Here is a 26,159-nt window from a genome sequence, read left to right on the forward strand (position 1 = left end):
AGAGGATTTAAACGGGTTTCGAATAATCTTCGAAAATATCCTGGACCTTTAAAAACTAATGTTTTAGAATTTAGATCTAAATATTATATAAGTGAGTATAAATTTGAATCATATTGAGCTGTTTTCGGGATGTGGCGGATTATCTTTAGGCTTAGCTAGAGCTGGGCTTGAGCTTACATTAGCTAATGAACTATCGCCAATGGCAGCCGAAACGTTTGCATATAATTTATTAGGCGAAGACCTATATTCACTTTCGAAGCAAGAAAAAAAAAGCAAGAAAACCTTTTGGCTTAGTAGTCAATATCCAGACTTAAGCAACCGACTTAGAGAAAACCCCTTTGAGTATCCAGATCTAGGTGCAGGGCATACAGACATACCTAACGAATACCAAAAACTACAAGGAAGCCTTTTGGTCGGGAATGTCATTCACCTAAATCAATTGTTAGAGTCTGAACCTAAACTGCTTGAAGATATAAAAAGTGGGTTCGGAAATAATGGTATCGATCTTGTATCCGGAGGACCACCTTGTCAGAGTTTTAGTTTGGCAGGACTAAGAAAAAAAGACTGTGATAAAAATTTATTACCTTGGGAGTTCGCGAAATTTGTAGGTATGGTGAAACCTAAGCTGGTAATTCTCGAAAACGTTTCTGGTATACTAAGACCTTTTAATGAAGATGGCGTAAAATACCATGCTTGGTTTGAAGTAGCTAAAACCTTTGCGAAACAAGGTTATATACCATTGTGTCTACATATAAATGCACGATTAGTAGGTGTTCCTCAAAATAGACCTCGTTTCATAATGCTCGCAATTAGAGAGGATATTTATACAAGTATATCTACGTCTTTGAACGAGTATGAAACTAAACTACTTACCCCTTGCGCAGATCTATTTAAAGGTATTAGAGGCGGTAAAAACGTCAATATACAAGACTATCACTGTTATGACGTTAACATTGATAAAGATCTAGAGTTATTTAGAAATTCATTTCTTGCACCTCTTGTTGGCAGTACAGAGGTGTCTGTGAAAATGGCTATTCATGATTTATGCTTTACTCATAAAAACAACAAATCAAAATTTATCAATACATTAAATGACAGTTTTGCAGATATTTTAGGTAAAGCGACTCCTATATCTAATCACTTACCAAGAAAAAATAGCGATCGAGTTAAGAGAAGGTTTCGGGTTTATCAAGTACTTCAAGAAAGCAGTCAAGAAGCAAGAAAGCAAGTTGTTGACATTTTAAAAGGTGGATCAGTTCATCTTAACAATACAGCTTGGAAAGAATTGAAACCACATAAGTTTGTATCTCCAGAAGGTGAATACGTAAATTTTAGAGCAAAAGAAGACTTTATTAGTTACCTGAAAGAACACTCGACAAAAAAACGAAGTCAGCGCGCACTAGATGAAAATCAACCAGCCCCTGCGGCTTTGTCTATACCTGACGATGCATGCCATTACGATTGTAACGAACTACGAACCTTAACAGTTCGAGAAATGGCTAGAATCCAATCCTTTCCTGATGCATTTACATTTCGCTCAAAAGTAACTACAGGGGGAACTATGAGACGCAGTGAAGTACCTCAATATACTCAAGTTGGTAATGCTGTTCCTCCACTATTAGGACTAAAGTTAGGTAACGTTATTTCCAAAATAATACAAAAACAAGCATCCACATCAAAGAGTCGATGATGTAAATGCTTCGGTCGAGACAACCCTAATTGATCATGACTTAATTAGGGTATCGATAAACGAGACTAGCTCACTAATAGTAGAAAAAGCTCTACGGACGGAAACAAGAGTAACACCATTCGTTTTAGACTCTTGCCCATGAGCAATGCTATTTCTCCAGCTAACTACTGAATTTATATCATTTTTCCTATCATCTTTATCTTTTAGCCACTCCAGAAAGTTATCGCTCCAATTGGAATTAAACTGACCTAGAATAGTTTTAATATTTTCAGTATTCATATTTTTTGAAATAGGCCAGGTTTCTTCGACATATCTAGATATCTGCCTCCTTGAGCCTTGTGATGCATATTGCAGCAGCAACTCTTTTACAGCTTGCTCTAAGTATCCTGATACTAAGACCGCTAAATACTTAGCGTTATGAGCTTGAGCTTCAGGACTACTATCTTCTGCCACATATGACTTAAGTAAACTATCAATTCTACTTCTGTATTTATCGTGGCTATTATGGCGAGAATGACGTGACATACTACTCCCCAGAGAATATCTTCATTGCAATATCAATCCTACCAATTACATTTTCTGTATCATTAATAAACTCATCTGTTGCATTGATATACTGTTGATCTGTGAGTAGCTGTTCTAAATGTCCAGCTAAACCATCTTCATCTAAAGTCACTCCACTTTTAAGGGCTTTCGCCACTCCAACCATTACAGAGTCAAATTTTGATAAAAGGAAAGTACCTCCCGTTTTAAAAATCTTCGAATCAAAGTCGCTTAGAATAATGGTTGTTTGTTCAAATAGACTTTCAAGATCACTCAAGCTTTCCTGTGGTATGTTTCTGTTTTTTTCCATAAATTTATCTAGAAAACTAGGCATCGGAGCTTTGTAATTGCAATGGTCTTCGTAAAGAGCCATAAACCTCAAGATTGCTTCAACATCTTTATAACGGCTATGTTTGGGACCAAACAACGCTCTCCAACTAGGCATATCATTCAGTTTATGTAGAAGGTCATCAAATGAGCCATAAAAAATACACGACCTCACTTCTTGAGGTTGGAGCGGTTTTCCACTTGTATTAAGTCTTCTAAAAATTTGTATCACTGCATTGTTATACTCATTCCCGTAGTGGAGGCTATCCGCCGATGGGTCTGGACGAATAACAATACTGTGAAGCACTGAGTCACTTAATGTTCTAACATCAGCATCATCCAATACTTTTGATTTGGGAGACTTCGCAACATCAGAATTGAAATAACAACCCCGAAGATCCTCATGAATTTTTTTACTATTCGAAATCGAGAACTCTCCTGCTAAATATCTTTGAAGTGTTTTTAATCTCTGCTGTCCGTCAATGATGTTCAACGTTTTTGAGTCACGATCCTGAGCTAAAAAGATATTTGGGACAGGCAAACCAAGAATTAAAGATTCAATAAATCTCGATTGCTCAGTTAAACTCCAGACAAAACCTCGTTGGAAACCTGGCAGTTTGATATCCCCCCGATTTAGCCGTTTTACAAGTCCTTCAACATCACTGTCCCAACCATAACTTGAAACTTCAAATCGTGATGGTAAATCACTTTCACTACTTTCATCATTCTCAACTTTAGTATCTTCCCCAACCCCAACAGTTCCTACAAGCTCATTGGAGTCAACGTCAATTCTATTTACGATTTCGGAAAAGTAAGAACCATCAGCCGTATCCAATGGATGACTATCAGATAAGTTCAAAAGTATAATATTACTATTTTCAATAAATACAGCAAATGCTTGCCCATCAGACGCCAAACGGCTAAAACGCCCAGGCCAAAATCGACTATCCCCTCTAGTATTCGCTTTATATAAAGAAGTCTTTGTTTCTTCAAGATTTCCATTGCTCAAAACAATACACGGAAGCATAACCTTGTATTCAGAGCCAGATAATTGTGCGTCATAATCATGAATCTGCTTATTCTTTAACAATTCGATGATTGGTGACGTTGCATCTAAAATACTTTTCGTTAGTCCTGTTTCAGTGACATAAAGCAATTCAAATTCAATTCCTAACTCACTTAAAGTCTGTGTCTTCTCTAACTCAGATGATGTTAATTCTCTTATATTCATTTTCTTCAACCCAAATAAAGACCAAAATTCCTTGATCACTGTTCATATTAATTACTTTAAGTTCCATATTGCTTGTACCTTTTCAATATGGGCATTTATTTACAATAAGTTACCATCAATACGACTCTCGTTCATCTCAAACCAAAAATATTCAGGCATATGTCATCAATGTGAATCCCCATCATTGAATCCGACAGGAGCCCGTAATGACTACCCCTAATTCTGATTACAAAAAACAACAGCGCTATCAGGAGAATGAAATCCTAGAGCATGCCGCTGAGATACTCGCGACACGCTATGTACGTGGTGATGCCTTAATTAGCCCTGATGCGACCAAAGAGTATGTACGCTGCAAGCTAGGTAGCTATGAACGTGAAGTGTTTGCTTTACTGCTACTGGATAACCAAAACCGATTGATTGAGTTTAAAGAACTCTTTCATGGCACAGTAGATGCCGCCAGCGTCTACCCAAGAGAAGTAGTAAAAGCGGTGTTGGAAGTGAATGCAGCAGCAGTGATTATGGCTCACAACCATCCTTCAGGTGACTCTACCCCCTCACAAGCGGATCGACGTATAACCGAAAGACTCAAAGACGCTTTAGCGCTGGTGGATGTGCGCGTATTGGACCATATCGTAACAGGCGAAACCTGCACCTCATTTGCTGAGCGAGACTGGTTATGATTGAACAACACTATGGTGACATCAGTATCAATGATGCACTGCTCTCGTCATTAGAGAGCCTTCTAGCAGGTCATACCGTTCCTGAGCATGCTGAGAGACTGGTACTGAACTGCCGTCAAATGAGTTACTACCGCCATCGTCAAGGATTGCACCCTATAGAGATACAATTCAAACGGAAGTCAATATCAGGTCCTTGGCTTATCGTGTTCTTTGCAAGCTTTTCTTACCCTAATGACAACAATACTTCAGTAGAGCCCGAGCTGTACTTTCATCTTGCTAATCGCTGGTTCTATCAACCCGATACAGGAACAACGGATTTATCTCATCCAGAAGTGCAAGAGGTGCTCTCTGCTTGGATGAATGCATTAACTCGCCACCTAAGCCGAAACGTCTTTGACAGCGTGCAACTCTCGTTGGTCAGCTCGTTTAGCTAAGCCCCTACCTACTTTCTGATTTATCCCTAAACAAGGAGGACTGTCGATGTCCCAATTAGTCTTTACGTCATTACCCCTACCTGTCTCTAAGAAGCTGTATGCATTGCTTAATGCGCGTTACTCGGCTCATTTGTTTAACAATGAAACGCTCTCCACCAGCAGTCATGTGGTCTTTAACTTTCGTGATAAGAGTTACAGTGCTGATGCTGGTGGCTTTCACCCTGTCGAAATTTCTATTTGCCAGTCTTCAACAGGAGAATGGTGTGTTGAGTACATCACGGACTTTGCTTATATGGGGAGCTACTACCCTGAGCTTGAACGGAATTTGGATTTTGACTTTCGTGCTCGTCAATGTTTTGCCAGCTATCACGGCTGGTTTTCAATGAAAGATAACCGTGACGCTGTCGAGCTGTATCAATTGTGGGAGAGTAATTTTCTCGCTTACGTCGAGATTGAGCCATTCGACGATATTACCCTTACCCCACAATAACTCATGACTTCCCTTCTTCTACAAACCATCAAACTTGTCACGGCTCTTATCACCCTGTTTACCCTCTCTCCCTTCTTTGGTGCCATTGGAACCCTAACGACTTTGGGCTTTCTGGTGGTTCTGCTGATTGGGTTACTGGTAGCTATCTCAGAGCTGAGAGATAAAAACAACCATCGATAATGTTAATCGACTCACGCTTTCGTTAAGTCGATTGATGGCGCTTTAACCGATGGACATTATGTGTCGAACCCACCTCTATTCTCGCGACATTAAATGTCCGACTCCAACATGGAGCGCTATGTATTGAGAGAGTAGTCATGAGCAATAAAACCAGCATTGAAGGCTTATCTGCTTTGCTGCACACGCTAATGTTTATTCCTCAACATCAATGGATCACCGTTAGGGAGTTGCAGCAGCAGTTAGCCCTAATCGATATCCACCGCACCACGCGCAGTATCAAACGTTATCTCGATGACATCATTGTGGAAGTGTTTAACGTAGAGTGCGATTCGATGAGCATGCCCCATGTTTACCGAAAAACATCCGAGCAATTACTGACGTTCAATAAACAAGAAATGCTCTATTGGCAACTGACCAACAAGTACTTACAGCCGCTTATTCCTGATGCACTGAATTATGGACAGGGTCGGTCCTCGGAGAGAGACAAACCCTTACGGGATAAGGCTTCAGCCATTTCAAAAGAACGACTTTGGCTAAGCAAAGTACACCTCAACCTACCTAATGCGAGAAGCTGGAGTAACAGGCAGCAACAAGTCTTAGGGTCAGTCCATGAAGCATTACTTAACAACCGAATGCTAAAGGTCTCTAGCCAAGCTTTGCAGCAAGAGCAAACGCTCATTGAACCACTGGGACTCTCGGTTCAGTGCGATGCGCTCTTGCTGCTCTTTCGGTTATCCGACCAACATCCAATACACACCGTTGCCTTACCACTCATCGATGAGGCCAGTGTATCGACATTTTCATTTACCTATCCCTCTGACTTCAATGTTGAGCAGTTCATGCAGACTCACGAAGGGACAGGCTATCCAGAATTTCACTCACCAATGAGGAGAGTAAACCCATGACAAAAATAAAACATCGACTAAACCAATCGGTTCGATACGCAGTCACGATTGCCCTGTTTATAGGAATGACAGGCTGCACAGAGCAGGAAGAATCACCAGAAGCCGTTGCGGATATAGAAGTATCGATCTCCACCAACTCTCATTGGGGAAGCTTAGTCTTTGACCTACAAGCCATCACCAACAACACCGTCATCACCGACGTTGTGATTAACCGAGGTAATTGTCGTATTCCTGCTGGTACGGCCTCAGAGCTATCTAGAAACGTTTCATTGAAGTTCGGTGAAACCTACACGGGATACAGCAACAACTGCACCGTCGATAACGTGAAAGAAATTGAAGTCACTTCAACGGCTGGCACCTTTGTTTACACCTTCTAAACCGAAAGCAAAACGACTCATCTATTTATCAATACCAATAAGGATCGAATATGAAAAAATCATACGTACTCATCGCGATTGCATTGAGCTCTCTAAGCGTTTCATCAATGGCAAACGCTGCGCTCGGTGGAACACCAAACATCTCTAAGGCGCATCTGGAGAAACACTGGAATGGAAAACAAGGCCCTCAATCCACTCTTGTCGCTGGAGCTCTTCTACATTGGACAGCCGATGCGTGTGGAAAGCTTAACGGTCAGATCTCCGATAAGAATAAGTGTTCACCTGAAGCTGAACAAACGGCTAACTAATCTCCCCAACTTTCTTTTTAAAATTATAGTGAGAATGACACCATGAAAAACATCACAACAAACACACTTGTTCTACTGACTATCCTAGCATCACCTTTTGTTTTGGCTCAAGGTGGTGGTGCGCTTGGAGGTAATCCATCGGTAGAAACGGGAGCGGTTAACGTCAGTGTAGGTAAATGCATTCAATACAAAATAGATGTGAAAACGGTGAAACGGAAAGGAAAGGAAAGGAAAGATCAAACATTGAAGTGCCCAACGGTTGTAATACTGAGGAAAACAACTAACAAAGAGCGATATAGAAAAGGGATTGATGCAATCCCTTTTTTCCCCGCAAGCCACACTTAAATTCTATCATTTTGAATTTTTTGACTGTCATTACTCGTTATTAAAACTCACCTCTAAACAAGGGCTATTTAGAGAAATAATACTCAAAGAGTCCATATCAAAAAGTCGAAGCAGTGAGGCAATGGTGCACAAATTGAATTGCTCGACAAAGCTAAACAATATTAGCTTTAAGATTAGAACTCAATAAACTCAAACATCGCACCAGATTGCCTTAAGAAGTCTTCTCCTACTAGCATCGGGTGATATTTTACACCATTTGATAACTCATCGGCATGGCTTGCTATTATGCCACCAGCTCCACCCTTAATGTTGTTAATCTTTGCGTAACTGGTTGGGAAAGTCAGGTCGAGAATCTCCATACTAGGTAACGTTAACCAAGCGTGAATATTGAGGGTAGATCCCTTAAATCCATTTTGCAACAGAGCGAGTAGATCTGTTTCTGATTGATAAAAAAGCTTTTGGTCTTTTGACTCAATGTGTCCGATAGTAAACTCACAGGGTACGCCAATGATCTCACTTATTGGTTGCTGAAGTTTATAATGAAACTCAAGGCACTTTGCGACAACATCATCCTCTGTTGGTAAACCAATGTATTGTTGGAGCAATCTAGGAAACTTGGTCATGAACTCATAAGTGAGAAAACGTACATCTTGGCACGTGACATAAGGGCTCTTTAAATTGAACCGTTTGGTCCGTTCTAATGCAACTTTAAATTCTTGCTGGTACATATTTTCCTCACATCAATTGCGATAAGGCCAACTGAACTGCCTTTCGAGAATAGGTTCAGAAATCTAACATCTAAACGCAGTTGTTTTTACACTTAAAAAAAACACCGCGGAATAAAGCCAACAATTAGAAGTACCGCTAACATAGCTAACCCTTTACGCCGTTGAGACATCTTATCATTTACGTACGTTAGTAAACCATTAACTAAGAGAGCACAAATGCACACTATGAGCAAATGCTCAGGGAAATCGAAATTCGCAAACCGATCATTCAGTGATAATACCCACAGAAATAATAGAAACCACACAATGCTGAATACGAAGGAGAGCAACTGTTCTTTAATTGCTATAAATAGTTTTTCGCACCGACTCTCAGGCTTCAAAATAAAGAACACTGGCAAAACAATCGCTAGAGCGGTTAGAGCACACCAAATAGTGTAATAGCCATAGCTTTCATTCATAAATAACTCAAAACCCATTTCTACTGTATCCAGAGATAATTGAATCTCTGGATGCAACATAGCAATAGAGGCACTCCCTAACATCAAAAGAAAGATTACCCCTATAGGCTGAAATATGTAATCTTCGTACCAGTATGACGATTGTTTTTTTACCTTGTTCATTCTGTTCTATTTCCTTTTTTCAAACTTGTAAAATTAGTCATTAATCTATCTAACTTGATGTAATGCAAAAGGTTACACTATAAGTCCTACGTCAACCTAACTTAATTTTCTTCCTCTCAACGCATCAGCCTACAGATATATGTTATCTATAAAAATGCTTAACGCTACCCTAAAGACGAATCACCGTTCCTAGGGATAAAGCAAAATTATGACCGCACAGCCTGCTAGCGATCTGCCAACAAACTGTGCACAATCTTCTTAATCAGCTCCTGCCGCTTCAACGGCTAACAAGTCTGCCATGTCATTACCTTTATCTCCTGAATGGGCTTTGACCTTTCTCACCTCAACGTATTTCTTTGAACGCAGTTCGTCGATTTGTTGTCATAGATGACGGTTCTTTACTGGCTTTTTGTCTGACTTACGCCAACCTTTATCCTTCCAGTTATCTAACCAACCGTTATAGCCTTTTACACAAAAATCACTGTCTGAGTAGATAACATCGCCATCCTGCGCATACTCTAGACCTTCGATTAAGGCCATTAGCTCTAATTCTGCATTGGTGGTACTGCGTCTGATAATGATGCTATCTTGATACTCTAGTTCACCGTGCTCATTAAAGGCCGCAATACCAATGCCACCTTGTGTGCATCCGTGTTGATTGTTTGGTGCTGCGCCATCTACGTAAATTGAAAAGGGAGCCCACAATGACTCCCTGTTGATGTGGTAGGTGTGTTCGTTGTTGCTTGTGGTTAACTTTGGCTTTCTCGAATTGCTAGACGTTGTTCCATCCATTCTTCTATTTCGCTTTCAAGCCATGCCACCGCTCTTCCTCCCAATGGAATGGTTTTAGGGAAGACTTCTTCATCCATAAACTTGTAAATAGTTGAACGACCTAATCCCGTTAACGCTATTACTTCTTTTAGTCTTAAAAATCTCATTGGGAATAGTCTCCTGTGTTGTATATACCCATGAGATAAGCCACCGCTGTAAAAAAATGCAGTTTCCCTTTTTAGGTTAACGACGACTGCACCCGAAATTCCTTCTACGATCACCAAAATGCTTCGTGTCTTCTTTGGCTAAATAGCTAGCGTGTTTAAACAACTCATCAAAAGCATCATCAAAGTCATCAGAGTTACTGTTCAAGCGATGAATAACCACGCTGTCACTATTCTTTCTCTTTGAGAAATGTACCAATCCATTTGCCTCTTCATAATCAACTCCGACGACTCTCGCCCATGCCTCTACGATAAAGGAGCCTAAATTATCATCTGGCGTTTGAGTTTTCCCCAACCAGTTAAATCTATCCTTATTGAACATGAGTACTAAATGATAGTGGTCACTCATTGAGGTAGAGCGCTCTCTAACCCACACATTTCGCACCTTGCAGGGATGAACCCTACCACCCTCTTGTCTTTTTTTTCGCTTTCCAGAGTAAGCTATCTGAGACTGCAACGAGCGGATAAAATCTGTGATGACATTGCCACCCTCTTCATTGGACCTTAACTTTGGAAATCTCAAATCTACACGGATAGCCATGAGGCGAGGATAGTCATCTAATGCTCGTTCAATGGTGTCGTGCATTTTTTCTAAGTAGTCGAGGTACAGTGGACCGTGTGCAGTCTGGATAGGATGACCAAGAAAGGTTTTCTTGGTGGTGAGTCTAAGGTTTTTATTTTTTCGAGAACGTACATTCATTGCTATCTACTCCTGTCTTTAGGTTCATAGATAGGCTGATGCCGTTATTTATAATTGTGTACTGTGAGTCACTTGGTGTGACTCAGGGATATCTGATGATGTGGTCGTGTACTAGGTATGGTAGATGTTTAGTTATTAACGTAATAATACTAACCAGACAGACATTAAGATATGACAAAAAATTCGATTTTCACATCAAGATAGCGTGACGAAATCGTTTCTAATGGTAGTGGGAATAAAAAATTCAAATTGTAACTAAAAAAATATCACATGATTCAAGCAGTATAGTCGCACTTTAAATGATTTTAACTTCATAATGCTATGATTTTGGATAAATTTTAGATTCATACAAAAATCAATGGAATTAATACCCTACACATATACTACTTAATTACTACAACATAACCATAATATGCCTACAATTAGACTATTTATTTCCTACTTTATGCAATCGTGATATAACTGCATCATAATCGGAGGTTGGAGGGTTGATATGAGTAATGTCTATGTTGAGTTTTTAGAGAAAAAGGGACTGTGTAACGTCAACAATATCCGTAACTTAAAGTTCTATCTGAGTTACCTTTGTCACCATTTGGATGAAATAAAAGTATCTAGACAGGGGGACGGTAAAGCGGATCTACAAAAAAAAATTTACTACACCTACCAAGATCCTACATTCAATTTAGACCCACATATTAACCTTATGAATGAGTCAGCTACACGTTCACTTCTGTCAAACAATGCTTTTGATTGGATAGACAAAAGTGAAGATCGTGTAAATTATTTCGTATGGTCAATGCTAAGACTAGCAACATACGACGAGGTAACATCTTCTAATCATAAGTTTGGATTCACCTTTGATATTGAGCGATGCATCGAAAATCTAGAAGAGTCCGATAAGAACCTATATATTGATTTGGGATTAGATACATACCCTCTTTGTAGAAAAGATGTGAGGGAAACCATTTATGAATTTTTTGATGTTTGGGAGGCTCATGCGTCTGCCAAAGAACGGCTTATGAAGAGGCTAAAGAGACAATGGATATCTTTGACCAACCGTATATCTCCCGATTATTCATGGATCTCACCAAGTAGTAAGAAACAGAACCTATGGATTTATAACTACATTTATAAATCAAAAATCTACGTTCCGCATATTCCTCAACCAACTTCAACAAAAGAACATTACAATGCAAACATTGCTATTATAGATAGCTATCTTTCATTAGACCGAGATACAAGACACGATGACTACCTACCTCCTCATAAAATAATGTCCCGGATGAAAAAAGCGTGGCAACAACACGAGCATCGAGAAAAACAATTGAAACAACGCAAATCATAATGATGTTTCTAAATCAACAACCAAATGGGGAGTATATTGGGTAGTAATAAACTAAAAAACGAATCATAAAAATATAAATTATTGATATAAAACAAAATAAATTAGCCAATCTACAAACAGATCCAGAACATTGAATAACAGTTTGTCAGTAACACGCTGTGAATAGCCATTAGCTGAATCAGTGTTGATTAGATCAAGATAAGCTCCTAGTTTTAGGGGCTTTTTTTATGGATACAATAATGACAATCAGGATGAGTAAGTTGAGCAGGTCGTTACGCAGGAGATTTGTTTGGATCAAGAGATAGATACAGCTATAGATAAAACAGAGAAGCAGATATAACAAAGGATTTTAGAATATTTTGAGGGGGTATTACAAGTGGAACTAGAGGGGAAAGATTTAAGGGAGAAAGTGACGCAAGTTGCTAATGCAACTTGCGTCGACTTAAAATCTTATAGAGCTACAACGTTTGCAGCTTGAAGACCTTTTTGGCCTTGCTCTACTTCGAAAGACACTTGTTGGCCTTCTTTAAGAGTCTTGAAACCTTCAGAAGCGATAGCACGGAAGTGAACGAATACGTCAGCGCCGCCGTTGTCTTGAGTTAGGAAACCGAAACCTTTCTCTTCGTTAAACCATTTTACTACGCCGTTTGTTTTGTTAGACATGATGTGTCCCTTATATAAAAATAAAAAATTAATCGCCAAAAGTGCGATGCGCTGAAAGCTTGAATTATTTAATGTATCTATGAAGCCAAGGGAAACACTGAGAATAACAATGAAGCAATACTAAGGGTTTTACTTTACAACTGATGTTTCATTTAATAACTCTGAAAACAGAGCGAGGCCATTCTTGGTGATCTGGGTCGGGTTGTAAAGCTTTATTTGAAAATAATTGATGTTTTTTTGTTCGGTTGACTCAGATTACAGCCCTACTACGCCATTAAGCTCATTTATAACGCTTTGATCTTAAAAAATTTACTCATAGTACGCCTCTCTAAGCGCTCCCCCTCAGGTAAGCCCATATTTCTAGTATCCATAGAAAAGCTCAACCCCATCCCAGATTTGAACCAGTAATTAAGACGACCTTATTTTCTGATTGTTGAGCTTTATTTGTCATAATTATGTCTTTTTGATGATTAGCACTGATGATCGGGTAAGTCTTGGGTTTTATAGAGATCGGCAATGTCGTGATTCTTATCTCTATGTTTAGCTTCATCTTCCCTTATGCAGAAAAGCACATCCAAAAACGTAGCATTCTCGGGTAAGCGATAATATTTAATCGCAATTTCAGGAGCGGGATGATTGGGCAACGTGCCATCTTGAATTTTCGAGATATATTCGGAGTAACTATTACAAGCTTCCTCTTCAAAATACCCAACGATCCTATGCGCGGTTTTAGATGAGACTAAGTAGATCACGCCATAGATGAGTAGAAAGATGAACTGTAATAGCATCACTAAAATGCGTTCTATAATGGACGGGTTGGTAACGGTGAGGAAAATCATCAAATGCATCCGTTCATTATCCGCTTCGTCCAGTAGCTCTTTGATCCAACCACCATCGTCTTTCATGCGGCGCAGAGCTTTGAGGTGGTTGAACACTCCCGCCACCATGCCCGGCACCGCCGCTATGGTTTCCAACAACATGGCTCGTTTGGCTAAGTGTTTTCCATAAAACAAGTTAAGTGTCTTTTTGAGAAGTCGAGTAACAAGAAGTGCAACCTTTTCGGAGAAGATTTCAGGTTTATAATGAGTGCTTTCAAAATGCATAGCGTGTTCCTTATATGAGTCTAATACTTACTAATCAACATTCATGCCAAGACACAAAGCCTTATACAGCAAGGAAAAAACAACAATTAGAGTCATATTGACAAATAAAATAACGTAATAAAAGAGACATCATTGTGTCTTTTAGACACATTAAGAGCAATAAAAAAACCCAGCAACATGGCTGGGCTCTTATTAGCTTATAACCTGATTGATTTACTCATCCGGCTGCTTGGTTCTTAGATCGACATAAGGCCAATAATGGTGTCCCACACGAATCAAGAGTGTTGCTGCGGCCAAGATAAATGCCGCTAAAGATAACCAAACGATCAATACCGCATCGAGTTCTTTCATGCCCAAAGTGATGTAACGAGCAATTGCCATCATCGCGATGTAGATTGGGTATCGCACTGGGATCTTACCGTTCATCACAAACTGCTGAACCATTGCCAACACTTCTAAATAGATAAACATCAGCAGAATGTCGGTCAATTGCACTCGGCGTTCAGCGAAGACATGCATGAACTCTTCGACCATCGCAAACAAGGTCGCCAGTGTGATCGCCACCAGCAATACCGCTTCCATAATGTGGAATACTTTTAAAAACGGCTTACTAAAAGATTTAGGTAAGTTAGAAGGCATAGTCACTCTTCAAAAAATAATTAATCCAGTCTCTACAATAGCATGCATCAATATAAGTCGCGTACTGTCAAAGCATCGACTTGGGGATAACACCATCAATTCATCGGTAACCAACAATAAAAAGCAAAGGTAAGAAACAACAGATACAAAAATGGCCCCGCATTTACTGCAGAGCCATCTGTTTGTCTTTTACTTAACGACTGCTACTTAACAAACGTTATTTCGCCATTAGGCTTATAGCAGAATCAGGTAAGTTAAGAACACCACACACAGGCCGTAGATAAGCGGGTGTACTTCTTTGCGCTTACCCGCGACAACCATCGTGAATGCGTAACTGATGAAGCCCATCGCCATGCCGTTTGCTGGTGAGAAGCTTAGAACGGTGAACATGATGGTGAAGAAAGCTGCAATGCGTGACTCTTTCTTTTCCCAGTTTATCTGACCAAGGCGACCCACCATGTAGATGCCTACCACTACCATCGCAGGCGCGACCATTGCCGCTGAGAAGATAGAGAAGATTGGGTATAGAAATAGAGACACTAGGAATAGGCCAGCCACCATGACTGCCGCTAAACCTGTTTTCGCACCTTGAGAAGAAGCAATACCCGATTCAGAGAACGCAGTGATCGATGTGGTACCAAGAATCGAACCAATCACCGTACCGCCCGCATCTGCCACTAGCGCCGATTTCGCGTTTGGCACCTTACCGTCTTTGTCGATGATACCTGCATCGCGGCCCACACCCACAATCGTGCTCAAGCCATCAAAGAAATCGACAATCAGGAAGATAAGTACGATGAACAACAAATCGAACATTTTCTCAGGCGTGAAAGCTGAGAAATCAAAGATCGCACCAAAGCTGCCCGCCATGCTTGGTGGCATAGAAACGAATTGGTCTGGGATTGGTGCGTTTGATGTACCTAAGAACACATCAGCCAAAATCGTCAATGCTATCGCTGAAACAAACGAGATAAACGTTGCCAGCTTAATGTCACGAACCATACAGCCCAGAGCGATGAAGATACTCACATAAGCGATAACCACTTGTGGGTCTGAGATGTCACCTAAGCCAACCAGTACAAACGGGTTAGAAACAATGATGCCTGCATTCTTAAGGCCTAAGAAAGCAATGAATAAGCCGAGAGATACGGTAATCGCTAGCTTCAAATCTTCAGGAATTGATTCAATCATCGACTTACGGATATTGGTCAACGAGAAAGCGAGATAAAGGATACCGGATAGGAAGATACCAAATAGCGCTTCATTCCAAAGTACCGCCACAGAACCGCTTAACAGTAGACCTTTGAAGAATCCGTTCATACTCATGCCCGGAGCCAGCATGACTGGGTAGTTACCCCAAATACCCATGATAAGCGTTGCGATAGCAGCAGAAAGAGCGGTAGCCGTAAAGACTGCCCCTTTGTCCATCCCCGGGATGCCCCCCAGAATTGCTGGGTTAACCGCCAAGATATAACTCATCGCTAAGAAGGTAATAAAACCTGCGTATAGCTCAGTGCTGATCGTGGTCTTTCTCTCTGAGAGTTTGAACAGGGTGTCAAGCGAGCCAGACGTTTTCTGGGCTTTCAGGGTGGAGTCGGTATTCACAACAAAACCTATGTAATAAATTAAGAAATTTGAGATTCAAATGCTGTGAGAATAGAGGGGTCTCTACACTAAAAACTGTAGTCACCAAGGTAGGCTCGGTAGTAGAAACATCTAGTCCATATCACTAGATATATACAGCATTTAATCGTTTGCGCGGATTGTAAGGATTGAGATTAAAACTTCAACAAATTTTGTCCAGATCACATAAAAAAGTGAAGATGACGAGCCATTGCAGTTATACAAAGATCCTTGAAAAGATCATTCGCTGATAAATAACGATCAAGCCAGTTGTTCTCAATCATCTAAATATGCTACTCTTCGCCTCCATTTTTCTGACCTAATTTTCACCAGTTGCACCTATTAGTTTTACTAGTTATTCCTTTATAGACGTAACCACCGGAACAAAAATTAGGGTCAGTGCTATCTTTTATAGTGTCGGTTTATCGCCTTCACTCAATCCAACCAACAGTGGAAATATACAGATGGGCATAGGTACTCTTTACATCGTATCTGCACCTAGTGGCGCAGGTAAATCGAGCTTGATCTCAGCAATGCTGGAAACCAATCCAACCTACGCAATGAAGGTATCTGTTTCACACACCACTCGCGGTATGCGCCCTGGTGAAGAGAATGGTGTTCACTACCACTTCGTAGAGAAACATCACTTTGAAGACCTGATTAAGAAAGGTGAGTTTCTAGAGTACGCTGAAGTATTCGGCAACTACTACGGCACTTCACGTGTTTGGATTGAAGAAAACCTAAACCGCGGTATCGATGTATTCCTAGATATCGACTGGCAAGGTGCTCGTCAGATCCGTGAACAAATGCCTCAAGCGAAGAGTGTCTTCATTCTTCCACCATCAAATGGTGAGCTAGAGCGTCGTTTGAATGTTCGCGGTCAAGATAGCGACGAAGTTATTGCGAAACGCATGAGCGAAGCAAAATCAGAGATTTCTCACTATGCAGAATACGATTATGTGATCGTGAATGATGACTTTGATGCAGCCTTAATGGACTTCAGGGCAATCATTCGTGCGGAGCGCTTAAAAGAAGATAAGCAAGCAGCTAAATACAGCGGCATGCTTACAGCACTACTAGCGGAATAATCTCTGATACCAATCGTAGTAAACAACTGGTCATTCTAGCTTGCTAAAAAGCCTGATAACGTCGTTATAATTTTTGATTGTAGGGTCACTACTTATCGAAAAATTCTGCCTTGTTCTCAAACTTTTTTCCGGCGCTATCTCTGAGCACTGATTTACTGTGATTGGTATAACTGGATTTTCCATTGAGATAAGTATACGGTGAGCTAGAAAGTCTCTAGTTAAACTTGTATACTTTCTCGTCATATAAAATTTATTAGTTAATTACTATTTGGAGTCCTCATGGCACGCGTAACTGTTCAAGACGCTGTTGAAAAAGTTGGCAACCGTTTCGACCTAGTTCTTATTTCGGCTCGCCGCGCACGTCAAATGCAAACTGGCGGCAAAGATTCACTAGTGCCTGAAGAAAACGATAAGCCTACGGTTATCGCTCTTCGCGAAATCGAAGAAGGTCTTATCACTAAAGACGTACTAGATGCTCGTGAGCGTCAAGAGCAACAAGAGCAAGAAGCGGCTGAACTTGCAGCAGTAAGCAGCATCGCTCACACTCGTTAGCTCACAGCCGCTAAAAGCGTCATTCGAACTAATTAACCTTCCGGGCCTTTAATTTGTATCTATTCGATAGCCTCAAAGACGTTGCCCAAGAATACCTAACAGAGCCTCAAATTGAGGCTCTGCGTCAATCTTATGTGGTAGCGAGAAATGCCCATGAAGGGCAAACCCGTTCAACGGGTGAACCATACATAATCCACCCTGTTGCTGTTTCAAGAATCCTGGCAGAAATGCGTCTGGATATCGAAACTCTGCAAGCCGCCCTACTCCACGATGTAATTGAAGATACTGAAGTTACAAAAGAGGAGCTGGAAGCTCAATTCGGCAATACCGTTGCTGAACTGGTTGATGGTGTATCTAAGCTGGATAAGCTTAAATTTCGTGATCGCAAAGAAGCGCAAGCAGAGAACTTCCGTAAGATGGTTCTCGCCATGGTGCAAGACATCCGCGTTATCTTGATCAAATTAGCTGACCGTACTCACAACATGCGTACGCTTGGGGCACTTCGTCCTGACAAAAAGCGTCGTATTGCTCGTGAAACTTTAGAGATCTATTCTCCGCTAGCTCACCGTCTTGGTATTCATAACATCAAGACCGAACTAGAAGAGTTGGGCTTCGAAGCCCTCTACCCTAACCGTTATCGCGTACTCAGAAATGTAGTGAAAGCTGCGCGTGGTAACCGTAAGGAAATGATCCAACGTATCCATAGCGAAATTGAAGGCCGTCTTGAAGAAGTCGGTTTGTCTGCTCGCGTCGTAGGTCGTGAAAAGAACTTGTTCTCCATCTATAACAAGATGAAAACCAAAGAACAGCGCTTTCACACCATTATGGACATCTACGCTTTCCGCGTAGTGGTTGATACCCCAGACACTTGTTATCGCGCACTTGGCCAGGCTCACAGCTTGTACAAGCCACGTCCGGGCCGCATGAAAGATTACATTGCGGTACCAAAAGCCAACGGCTACCAATCTCTTCATACGTCAATGATCGGCCCTCACGGGGTACCTGTAGAGGTTCAGATCCGGACCGAAGATATGGAGCAAATGGCCGATAAAGGCGTCGCGGCGCACTGGTCTTACAAAGGCAGTGGCTCACGTAGTAGCAATGGGACAACCGCACAGGTTAAAGCACAGCGTTGGATGCAGAGCTTACTTGAGCTTCAACAAAGCGCAGGTAACTCATTCGAATTCATTGAAAACGTTAAATCTGATCTGTTCCCAGATGAGATCTTCGTGTTCACGCCGAAAGGTCGCATCGTCGAACTTCCTGCGGGTGCAACAGCGGTCGATTTTGCTTACGCGGTACATACCGATGTGGGCAACATGTGTGTAGGGGCTCGTGTCGACATGAACCCTTACCCACTCAGCAAATCGCTGAAGAACGGTCAAACCATTGAGATCATCAGTGCTCCGGGCGCACGTCCAAATGCAGCATGGCTCAACTACGTGGTGACCTCACGCGCTCGAACTAAGATCCGTCAGGTTCTGAAGACCATGCGCCGTGAAGAGTCGATTACGCTAGGCCGTCGTCTACTGAATCACGCACTTGGTGAACACTCTATTGCCGATATCGGCCAAGAGAACCTCGAGCATGTATTGTCTGACTTACGCCTAGAAAGCGTTGAAGACTTGCTAGCATCGATTGGTCTTGGCGAGCTGATGAGTATCGTCATTGCTCGTCGCCTACTGGGTGATGCTGACGAACTGACTGAAGTGAAAAACAACAGCGATGCGCCTAGGAAGAAACTAGCTATCCGCGGAGCTGAAGGTCTACTACTGACTTTTGCAAATTGTTGTCACCCGATCCCAGGCGATCACATCATTGCTCATGTATCTCCCGGTCGTGGTCTTGTGGTTCACCGCGAAACGTGTCCAAACGTTCGTGGCTACCAAAAAGAACCAGACAAATACATGGCGGTGGAATGGTCTGACGATTACGATCAAGAGTTCACAGCTGAACTTCAGATCGACATCCAGAACCACCAAGGTGCACTGGCAGAGTTAACGAACGTTATCTCGAAAACGGGCTCAAACATTCACGGTATTTCAACCGAAGAACGTGATGGACGCCTGTACACAGTGACTATCTTGCTGACGACCAAAGATCGTGTTCATCTTGCAAGTATTATGAAAAAGCTACGTGTGATGCCACACGCGCTGAAAGTAAAACGTCGTAAGAACTGATCTAAAAGCAGATAAATAAAGCAGATGAGAGATACGAATCTCGAGATGCGAAGAGCAAAAGCTTTTCACCACCTCAACTCTTCGTATTTCGAGTCTGCTTTAATTTTTTGTACTGTCCTGTTTTCTATATCCCCCCTTTAGTACCCAGTTTACTCGTACCTCGTCTCTGCCCTTGATCCTTTCGTATCTCGTTTACCCGTATCCCGCATCTACTCTAATCTTTTCGCATATCGTTTACCCAAATCCCGTATCCGCTCTTAATCTCTTCGTATCTCGTTCACTCTCATCCCTCATCTGCTTCTAAGCTTTACCCTGTACAAAAATCCAGTAAAATGCTTGAATAGATTATCTCTCTTACGTTTATGAGCCTTGTTATGTCACAGCTTTTATCTGCTATCCCTCTCAACTCTTTATCTGGAGTCGGCGCTAAAGTCGCAGAGAAACTAGAGAAGGTTGGGCTTAACAATGTACAAGACCTGCTATTTCACCTGCCTTTGCGCTATGAAGATCGAACGCGTATCTATCCAATCGTAAAACTGCATGCTGGTTTATGGGCAGCAGTGCAAGGCAAGGTAATGCACGTCGATACCATTTTCGGTAAACGTAAGATGCTCGCAGTAAAGATCAGTGATGGTAATGGCACTATTACCCTACGTTTTTTCAACTTCACTGCAGGCATGAAGAATAACTTTGCTGAAGGCAAACAAGTGCACGCTTATGGTGAGATCAAACGCGGTAATATGGGGCTTGAGATCGTCCATCCTGACTACAAATTCTTTGCGCCGAGGCAACAGCCAGACGTTGAAGCCAACCTAACTCCGGTGTACCCAACCACCGAAGGGCTAAGACAAGTCACGCTGCGTAATCTTACCGATCAAGCTTTAGAGTTAATCGACAAGGCCGCAGTTAACGAGCTTCTCCCATCCGGTTTATACGACCACCAAATAACACTCGCGCAAGCACTGCATACCATTCACAGGCCTCCTCCAGGCATTGACCTAGAGCTGTTTGATGAAGGTAAACACCCTGCGCAGCTGCGCCTGATTATGGAAGAGCTACTGGCTCAAAACCTATCGATGCTGTCTGTTCGTAGTAAAGGGCAGCAAGACAAAGCGATGCCTTTCCCTCCGGTAAACACCCTCAAAGATAAGTTGTTAGCTCAACTTCCGTTTTCACCAACCAATGCTCAAGTAAGGGTGACTAAAGAGATCGAAGCCGACCTTGAAAAGCCACACCCTATGATGCGTTTAGTACAGGGTGATGTAGGTTCAGGTAAAACCTTAGTCGCCGCACTGGCAGCCGTTCGCGCACTCGAACATGGTCAGCAAGTGGCACTGATGGCACCAACCGAACTATTGGCAGAACAGCACGCGATTAACTTTGCTAACTGGTTTGAGGCGATGGGCATTCAAGTCGGTTGGCTGGCAGGTAAACTCAAAGGTAAGGCTCGTGAAACGGAACTAACACGTATTGCCAGCGGCGAAGCGCAAATGGTGGTCGGTACTCATGCGCTGTTCCAAGAGCATGTCGAGTTCAAAAACCTTGGTTTAGTGATCATTGATGAGCAACACCGATTTGGCGTCCACCAGCGATTAGAACTACGTGAGAAAGGCGCAAAACAAGGCTACTACCCCCATCAGTTGGTCATGACCGCCACTCCAATCCCACGAACGTTAGCAATGACGGCCTATGCCGACCTCGAAACTTCGATTATTGATGAACTGCCACCGGGACGAACACCAATTCAAACCGTAGCGATTCCTGATACCAAGCGCGATGACATTGTTGAACGTGTGAAAAATGCGTGTCTCAATGAAGGCAAACAAGCCTACTGGGTGTGTACGCTGATTGATGAATCGGAAGTACTGGAAGCTCAAGCTGCAGCTGATACCGCAGAAGAGCTACAACGCAAACTGCCTGACGTAAAAATTGGTTTAGTCCATGGCCGTATGAAACCCGCCGAGAAACAGGCGGTGATGCGAGAGTTCAAAGAGAACAAGCTGCATCTATTGGTTGCGACAACCGTGATTGAAGTCGGTGTGGATGTACCGAATTCGAGCTTAATGATCATCGAGAACCCAGAACGTCTTGGCCTAGCGCAACTGCACCAACTGCGGGGCCGTGTTGGCCGAGGTTCGGTCGCAAGTCATTGTGTATTGTTGTATCACTCACCGCTGTCTAAAACCGCTCAGAAACGCTTAGGTGTGCTACGTGAAAGTAACGATGGCTTTGTGATTGCACAGCGCGACTTAGAAATCCGTGGCCCCGGTGAATTGCTCGGTACCAAACAAACTGGCTTGGCTGATTTCAAGATCGCCGATCTAATTCGTGACCAACGTTTAATCCCAGAAGTGCAGCGTATTGCTCGTCATATTCACGATAGCTACCCAGACAATGCCAAGGCGATCATTAACCGTTGGTTGGGTGAACGCGATGTTTACTCTAAGGCGTAGTTAACATTAAGGCATAGTTAACACTGAGACCACATTCAAACGTAAATAAGGCTTCCTCAAGGAAGCCTTTTTAGTGTGCGTTACTTTCATCAAGCAAGAGCGAGATTCCCTATTCGCTCGTTCCTCACGATAGGGAATGACGATCAAAGTAAACTTTCATCATCAAAGTCCATGGTTAGCAATTCGTCATCCCCGAGAGGGAAGAATGACCGAGTCGGGGATCTCTTAACAGTTCCCCGAACCGAACTTATCGTCATCACACGGACCGATGATAACTAGGGCTTCACAGGGAAACTGATCTGCGCTTTTAAGCCACCTTCACTACGATTATTAACCACTACCGCGCCTTGGTGCTGACTGACAATACGTTTCACAATCGCCAAGCCTAAACCGGTACCTTCACTGCCACGAGCGGTGTCACCACGCGTGAACGGTTCAAACAATTTACCGACTTGGTCTTGCGGGATCCCAGGGCCATTGTCTTCAACGGTCACCCAAGCCAATTTATTATCAGCCGTCATGCCAGTCGATACCTTGACCCAACCATTGCCATAGCGCAGCGCATTCACCACCAAGTTACTCACGGCACGCTTCATCGCGATCGGGTTACCTAGCGCAGGCTTCATCGATTCTGGAATATCGGTTTCAATTTGTACCTCGTAGCCACCTTCTGAGCTAGAAACTTCTCGGGCAATATCATCGACAAATACCTCTTGGAATGAATCTCGATCAACGGGCTTTAGGTAATCCATAAACTGGCTGATGATCTCATTACACTCTTCGGTATCACTGATGATCCCTTCCGCTAAATAGCTATCTTCTGGCGACATCATCTCGGTCGCTAAGCGAATACGCGTTAACGGAGTACGTAAATCATGACTGATACCTGCCATCAACAAAGCGCGATCTTCTTCGAGTTCTTGGATACCTTTCGACATCTGATTAAAGGCTCGAGTTACCGAGCGGATCTCTTGCGCACCTTGCACTGGCAATGGTGGTGGAATATCGCCACGCCCCACACCTTGGGCGGCTTTCTCTAGCGCTATCAAAGGCCGGTTTTGCAAGCGAATGAACAGCCAGCCACCTGCGACAATCAACATCGCCATGATCAGGCTGTTACGGAACAGAGGCGCAAAGTCTTCTTCTTGCAGCTCAGACAGAGGAATACGAATCAAGGAGTTAGGCAGCTGCGCGATGTCCATCCACAACACGTAGCTCTCTTTGCCTAGAATCAGCCGTACTTCGGTTTCAGAGCCCAACTCTTTGGTCATCTCCTCACTCATCAGATCGATTGCTACTGCATGGTAATACTCACCCGCAGCTTCGCTGTCCTTGGCGTGAACCGTCACTCCGAGCTGCTCAAGCACACGTTGACGCAGTGGCGCATCAATCTCGATATCACTGCCTTGATCCAAGACGAGGTTTAGCTCGTGAGCCAGAATCTTATTAAACTGCTGCAAACTCGGCATCAATGCATAGTTAAACACCGCGTAATAAGAAAAGATTTGGCTAGCAACCAACAAGGTTAAAAAGAGCACTATCGACTGAGTAAAGGAGCTACGTATGCGCATAGAAGACCTAAAGTGAGGGATGATAAAGGGATATAGTGGGAACTATAGCTGTAATACCAATCACAGTAAGTAAATGATCATAAATAGCACCGGAAAAAGGCTTGAGAACAAGGCAGCAATTTTTGATAAGTAGTTATTCTACAATCAAAATTTCTAACGAAGTTATCGAGCGTTTTAACAAGCTAGGATGAGCAGTTATTTACTACGATTGGTATCTCTCATTGTGCTGAATATAAAACGGGCCATCACATATTAATGAGATGACCCGTAAGATTCACAGAATCGGTAAAGCAGCTATAGAGCTTATAAAGCTGGATTACACAGCTTTGCCATCTGGAACGAATACATAACCCAAGCCCCACACCGTTTGGATGTAACGAGGTTTACTTGGATCTTCTTCAACTAGACGACGCAGACGTGAAATCTGAACATCGATAGAACGCTCCATCGCTGAATACTCACGGCCACGTGCCATGTTCATCAGCTTATCGCGAGACATTGGCTCACGAGCGTTAGTGACCAGTGACTTAAGTACCGCAAATTCACCTGAGGTCAGAGGCATTGGCTCTTCACCACGGAACATTTCACGTGTACCTAGGTTCAAGCGGAACTCACCAAAGGCAACCACAGATTCTTCCGTGCTTGGCGCTCCCGGAGCTTCAATCACTTGGCGGCGCATTACCGCTTTGATACGAGCAAGCAGTTCACGCGGGTTAAATGGTTTTGGCAGGTAATCATCTGCACCTACTTCCAAGCCCACAATGCGATCCACTTCATCACCCTTTGCCGTCAACATAAGGATAGGCAGCGAGTTGTTTGCGTTTCGTAGACGACGACAGATCGACAGACCATCTTCGCCAGGCAACATTAAATCCAATACCATCAAGTGAAAATTTTCACGGGTTAACAGGCGGTCCATCTGCTCACTGTTTGCCACGCTACGCACTTGAAAGCCTTGCTCTGACAGATAGCGTTCTAGTAATGCACGTAGACGAGCATCGTCATCGACCACTAAAATTTTGTAGTTTTCTTGCATGTAATGGTTCCACCTATTAAAGCTCAAACCTAAGGTTAAGCATTCTTGGTAAATTGTATATTGGTATAAGACATTAAAAATGTAACATTATTGGAGAAAAAGTCGCCTAAATAATTGTTAACGTATGTTGCCTTTCTATATATTCTATCTTAGAACATCATTTCATTAAGTCAGATTTATGAAAACCAAACTGATCACCCGAGAAGGTTATAACAAGCTCAAAGCAGAACATGACCACTTATGGCACGAGAAGCGCCCAGAAATCACTAAGATAGTCACTTGGGCAGCAAGCCTTGGAGATCGTTCAGAAAACGCAGACTACACGTTCAACAAGCGTTTGCTTCGTCAGATTGATCGCCGAGTGCGTTTCTTACGCAAGTTCCTGCCTGATGTCACGATCGTGGACTACTCACCGCAACAAGAAGGTAAGGTATTTTTCGGTGCTTGGGTCGAGATTGAGAATGATGATGGGGAAATGAAGAAGTTTCGTATTGTCGGCCCTGAAGAGATCTACGGTGATGCGAAAGGTTATATCTCTATCGACTCGCCAATGGCTAGAGCTCTGCTGAAGAAGGAAGTGGATGATGAGTTTACGGTAACCACACCGGAAGGCGATAAAGAGTGGTTCATTAACTCGATTCGCTACGCAGACGACGCGTAAAGTTTATTGCTTATGGCTTACCTTATGCCTTGGCTTATGGCTTATAGCTTATAGCTTATAGCTTATAGCTTATAGCTTATAGCTTAGCGTGATTAACCGGCCATCACAGGTCGAGCAGACAATCCCAAACTCCAGATAAAAGAAAACCCCGCTAGGCTTGCGCCTGGCGGGGTTAAGTCTCTATCGCAGCAATCCGGCTACTGTTTATCTCTACGAGATAAGGTGCTCCCTGCATCTGTCCTTGATAGTGGCTAAATCCTTTAACCAATTTCCTTTTTGTTCATCGCCATCCTAGCGGTGTCCATTCTAGCCTGTCATCCTGACTGGCGAATCTCATCCAGAGATTATTACTTCCTTGCTGACCACTCATCCTAAGTAATCAAATCTTCATCCTGAAGATACCTAGTCCATTAGGCTTTTTCCTGTTCCTGCCAACTCCCTGTCGACAAGTTAAATATTACGGTATTTGGGCGAGTTTCCTAGATAGTCCCAAAAAATATTTCGAGTTAGAAATACGCCCCAAAACATAGCGCCATTAAAAATCAACAACTTACATTTAAATTAAGACATATTGACAGGTTTAAGGCGACTTAGGCTTACATCACGTGTGAGAGATCTCGCACAAAGCGGATATCACAAACGGAAATTCGACTTCTGACACGATAATTACACAGCCAAAGCTAGAAAAAGCG

25 protein-coding genes, 2 pseudogenes and 1 riboswitch are annotated in these 26,159 nt (G+C 42.5%); of the genes and pseudogenes, 14 read left to right on the forward strand and 13 right to left on the reverse strand.

The window, feature by feature from the left end; genetic code table 11:
• Window positions 1-103 precede the first annotated feature (103 nt).
• Window positions 104-1,690, forward strand: coding sequence for a DNA cytosine methyltransferase (locus tag AACR09_RS16500; RefSeq protein WP_193834425.1), 1,587 nt, complete (start codon window positions 104-106; stop codon window positions 1,688-1,690).
• A gap of 33 nt (window positions 1,691-1,723) precedes the next feature.
• On the opposite strand, the gene AACR09_RS16505 is transcribed toward AACR09_RS16500, so the two are convergent.
• The gene (locus AACR09_RS16505) at window positions 1,724-2,215 is read right to left on the reverse strand and encodes a HEPN domain-containing protein (RefSeq protein ID WP_193834426.1); all 492 of its coding nucleotides are present in this window, start codon (window positions 2,213-2,215) and stop codon (window positions 1,724-1,726) included.
• 1 nt (window position 2,216) lies between these two features.
• Window positions 2,217-3,791: a DUF262 domain-containing protein gene (locus AACR09_RS16510; protein ID WP_193834427.1), complete on the reverse strand. Its 1,575-nt coding sequence runs from the start codon at window positions 3,789-3,791 to the stop codon at window positions 2,217-2,219.
• 206 nt (window positions 3,792-3,997) lie between these two features.
• On the opposite strand from AACR09_RS16510, the gene radC reads away from it, so the two are divergent.
• From radC to AACR09_RS16545, 7 genes and pseudogenes are all read left to right on the forward strand, one after another.
• Entirely contained in the window at window positions 3,998-4,471 is a 474-nt protein-coding gene (gene radC, locus AACR09_RS16515; RefSeq protein ID WP_193834428.1) for a RadC family protein, read from the forward strand.
• The gene (locus AACR09_RS16520) at window positions 4,468-4,905 is read left to right on the forward strand and encodes a DUF2787 domain-containing protein (protein ID WP_193834429.1); all 438 of its coding nucleotides are present in this window, start codon (window positions 4,468-4,470) and stop codon (window positions 4,903-4,905) included. Before radC ends, AACR09_RS16520 begins: the two co-directional genes overlap by 4 nt.
• Before the next feature lie 46 nt (window positions 4,906-4,951).
• Complete coding sequence (locus tag AACR09_RS16525) at window positions 4,952-5,395, forward strand: DUF2787 domain-containing protein (RefSeq protein ID WP_193834430.1); 444 nt, start codon at window positions 4,952-4,954, stop codon at window positions 5,393-5,395.
• Window positions 5,396-5,712: 317 nt separating this feature from the next.
• Window positions 5,713-6,480, forward strand: a complete 768-nt coding sequence (locus AACR09_RS16530) for a transcriptional regulator (protein WP_193834431.1) — start codon at window positions 5,713-5,715, stop codon at window positions 6,478-6,480.
• Window positions 6,477-6,857 carry a hypothetical protein gene (locus AACR09_RS16535; RefSeq protein WP_193834432.1) on the forward strand — a complete coding sequence of 127 codons (381 nt, stop codon included), beginning with the start codon at window positions 6,477-6,479 and terminating at the stop codon, window positions 6,855-6,857. The genes AACR09_RS16530 and AACR09_RS16535 overlap by 4 nt, the downstream gene beginning before the upstream one ends.
• A gap of 50 nt (window positions 6,858-6,907) precedes the next feature.
• On the forward strand, window positions 6,908-7,165 hold the full coding sequence (locus tag AACR09_RS16540; RefSeq protein WP_102437944.1) for a hypothetical protein: 258 nt from the start codon (window positions 6,908-6,910) through the stop codon (window positions 7,163-7,165).
• A 42-nt stretch (window positions 7,166-7,207) separates the two neighbouring features.
• Window positions 7,208-7,393: pseudogene (locus AACR09_RS16545) on the forward strand (hypothetical protein); the annotation flags it as partial.
• A 290-nt stretch (window positions 7,394-7,683) separates the two neighbouring features.
• Here the strand turns inward: AACR09_RS16545 and AACR09_RS16550 are convergent.
• The 5 genes and pseudogenes from AACR09_RS16550 to AACR09_RS16570 form a co-directional block, all read right to left on the reverse strand.
• Entirely contained in the window at window positions 7,684-8,238 is a 555-nt protein-coding gene (locus AACR09_RS16550; protein ID WP_193834433.1) for a hypothetical protein, read from the reverse strand.
• A 92-nt stretch (window positions 8,239-8,330) separates the two neighbouring features.
• Window positions 8,331-8,858 (reverse strand): hypothetical protein, encoded by a 528-nt coding sequence (locus AACR09_RS16555; protein WP_193834434.1) that lies wholly within the window; start codon window positions 8,856-8,858, stop codon window positions 8,331-8,333.
• Between the two features lie 258 nt (window positions 8,859-9,116).
• Window positions 9,117-9,563, reverse strand: a pseudogene (locus tag AACR09_RS16560) (ribonuclease HI).
• Between the two features lie 44 nt (window positions 9,564-9,607).
• Window positions 9,608-9,796 (reverse strand): AlpA family transcriptional regulator, encoded by a 189-nt coding sequence (locus AACR09_RS16565; protein ID WP_193834435.1) that lies wholly within the window; start codon window positions 9,794-9,796, stop codon window positions 9,608-9,610.
• Between the two features lie 76 nt (window positions 9,797-9,872).
• Entirely contained in the window at window positions 9,873-10,553 is a 681-nt protein-coding gene (locus tag AACR09_RS16570; protein ID WP_193834436.1) for an inovirus Gp2 family protein, read from the reverse strand.
• A gap of 493 nt (window positions 10,554-11,046) precedes the next feature.
• Here AACR09_RS16570 and AACR09_RS16575 point away from each other — a divergent pair, with 493 nt between their 5' ends.
• Window positions 11,047-11,898 carry a hypothetical protein gene (locus AACR09_RS16575; RefSeq protein ID WP_193834437.1) on the forward strand — a complete coding sequence of 284 codons (852 nt, stop codon included), beginning with the start codon at window positions 11,047-11,049 and terminating at the stop codon, window positions 11,896-11,898.
• 450 nt (window positions 11,899-12,348) lie between these two features.
• Here the strand turns inward: AACR09_RS16575 and cspE are convergent, their stop codons facing one another.
• The 4 genes from cspE to AACR09_RS16595 form a co-directional block, all read right to left on the reverse strand.
• Window positions 12,349-12,561, reverse strand: coding sequence for a transcription antiterminator/RNA stability regulator CspE (gene cspE / locus AACR09_RS16580; protein WP_004735656.1), 213 nt, complete (start codon window positions 12,559-12,561; stop codon window positions 12,349-12,351).
• A 470-nt stretch (window positions 12,562-13,031) separates the two neighbouring features.
• Window positions 13,032-13,664 carry an alternative oxidase gene (locus tag AACR09_RS16585; RefSeq protein WP_017093622.1) on the reverse strand — a complete coding sequence of 211 codons (633 nt, stop codon included), beginning with the start codon at window positions 13,662-13,664 and terminating at the stop codon, window positions 13,032-13,034.
• 213 nt (window positions 13,665-13,877) lie between these two features.
• Entirely contained in the window at window positions 13,878-14,303 is a 426-nt protein-coding gene (locus tag AACR09_RS16590; RefSeq protein ID WP_017079068.1) for a phosphate-starvation-inducible protein PsiE, read from the reverse strand.
• 234 nt (window positions 14,304-14,537) lie between these two features.
• Window positions 14,538-15,908 carry an NCS2 family permease gene (locus AACR09_RS16595; protein ID WP_065106070.1) on the reverse strand — a complete coding sequence of 457 codons (1,371 nt, stop codon included), beginning with the start codon at window positions 15,906-15,908 and terminating at the stop codon, window positions 14,538-14,540.
• Between the two features lie 58 nt (window positions 15,909-15,966).
• Window positions 15,967-16,066: riboswitch (purine riboswitch) on the reverse strand.
• A 324-nt stretch (window positions 16,067-16,390) separates the two neighbouring features.
• Between AACR09_RS16595 and gmk the strand changes: the two genes are divergently transcribed.
• The 4 genes from gmk to recG all read left to right on the forward strand — a co-directional run bounded on the left by gmk (window position 16,391) and on the right by recG (window position 22,199).
• Complete coding sequence (gene gmk / locus AACR09_RS16600) at window positions 16,391-17,014, forward strand: guanylate kinase (protein WP_004735650.1); 624 nt, start codon at window positions 16,391-16,393, stop codon at window positions 17,012-17,014.
• Window positions 17,015-17,293: 279 nt separating this feature from the next.
• A complete protein-coding gene (gene rpoZ, locus AACR09_RS16605) occupies window positions 17,294-17,566 on the forward strand; it encodes a DNA-directed RNA polymerase subunit omega (RefSeq protein WP_004735648.1) in 273 nt (90 codons plus the stop codon).
• Between the two features lie 53 nt (window positions 17,567-17,619).
• Window positions 17,620-19,746 (forward strand): bifunctional GTP diphosphokinase/guanosine-3',5'-bis pyrophosphate 3'-pyrophosphohydrolase, encoded by a 2,127-nt coding sequence (spoT, locus tag AACR09_RS16610; protein ID WP_004735646.1) that lies wholly within the window; start codon window positions 17,620-17,622, stop codon window positions 19,744-19,746.
• 374 nt (window positions 19,747-20,120) lie between these two features.
• Window positions 20,121-22,199: an ATP-dependent DNA helicase RecG gene (gene recG, locus AACR09_RS16615; RefSeq protein ID WP_029405087.1), complete on the forward strand. Its 2,079-nt coding sequence runs from the start codon at window positions 20,121-20,123 to the stop codon at window positions 22,197-22,199.
• A gap of 275 nt (window positions 22,200-22,474) precedes the next feature.
• Here recG and envZ read toward each other — a convergent pair whose 3' ends face one another.
• Together envZ and ompR are read right to left on the reverse strand one after the other, a co-directional pair.
• The gene (gene envZ, locus AACR09_RS16620; protein ID WP_017080818.1) at window positions 22,475-23,770 is read right to left on the reverse strand and encodes a two-component system sensor histidine kinase EnvZ; all 1,296 of its coding nucleotides are present in this window, start codon (window positions 23,768-23,770) and stop codon (window positions 22,475-22,477) included.
• Window positions 23,771-24,086: 316 nt separating this feature from the next.
• Window positions 24,087-24,806, reverse strand: a complete 720-nt coding sequence (gene ompR / locus AACR09_RS16625; protein WP_004735642.1) for an osmolarity response regulator transcription factor OmpR — start codon at window positions 24,804-24,806, stop codon at window positions 24,087-24,089.
• A gap of 178 nt (window positions 24,807-24,984) precedes the next feature.
• Here ompR and greB point away from each other — a divergent pair, with 178 nt between their 5' ends.
• Window positions 24,985-25,467: a transcription elongation factor GreB gene (gene greB / locus AACR09_RS16630; RefSeq protein ID WP_017079316.1), complete on the forward strand. Its 483-nt coding sequence runs from the start codon at window positions 24,985-24,987 to the stop codon at window positions 25,465-25,467.
• The last annotated feature ends 692 nt before the right edge of the window (window positions 25,468-26,159 follow it).

The sequence above is a fragment of the Vibrio sp. OPT20 genome, assembly GCF_963889365.1.
GTDB classification, from domain to species: domain Bacteria; phylum Pseudomonadota; class Gammaproteobacteria; order Enterobacterales; family Vibrionaceae; genus Vibrio; species Vibrio splendidus.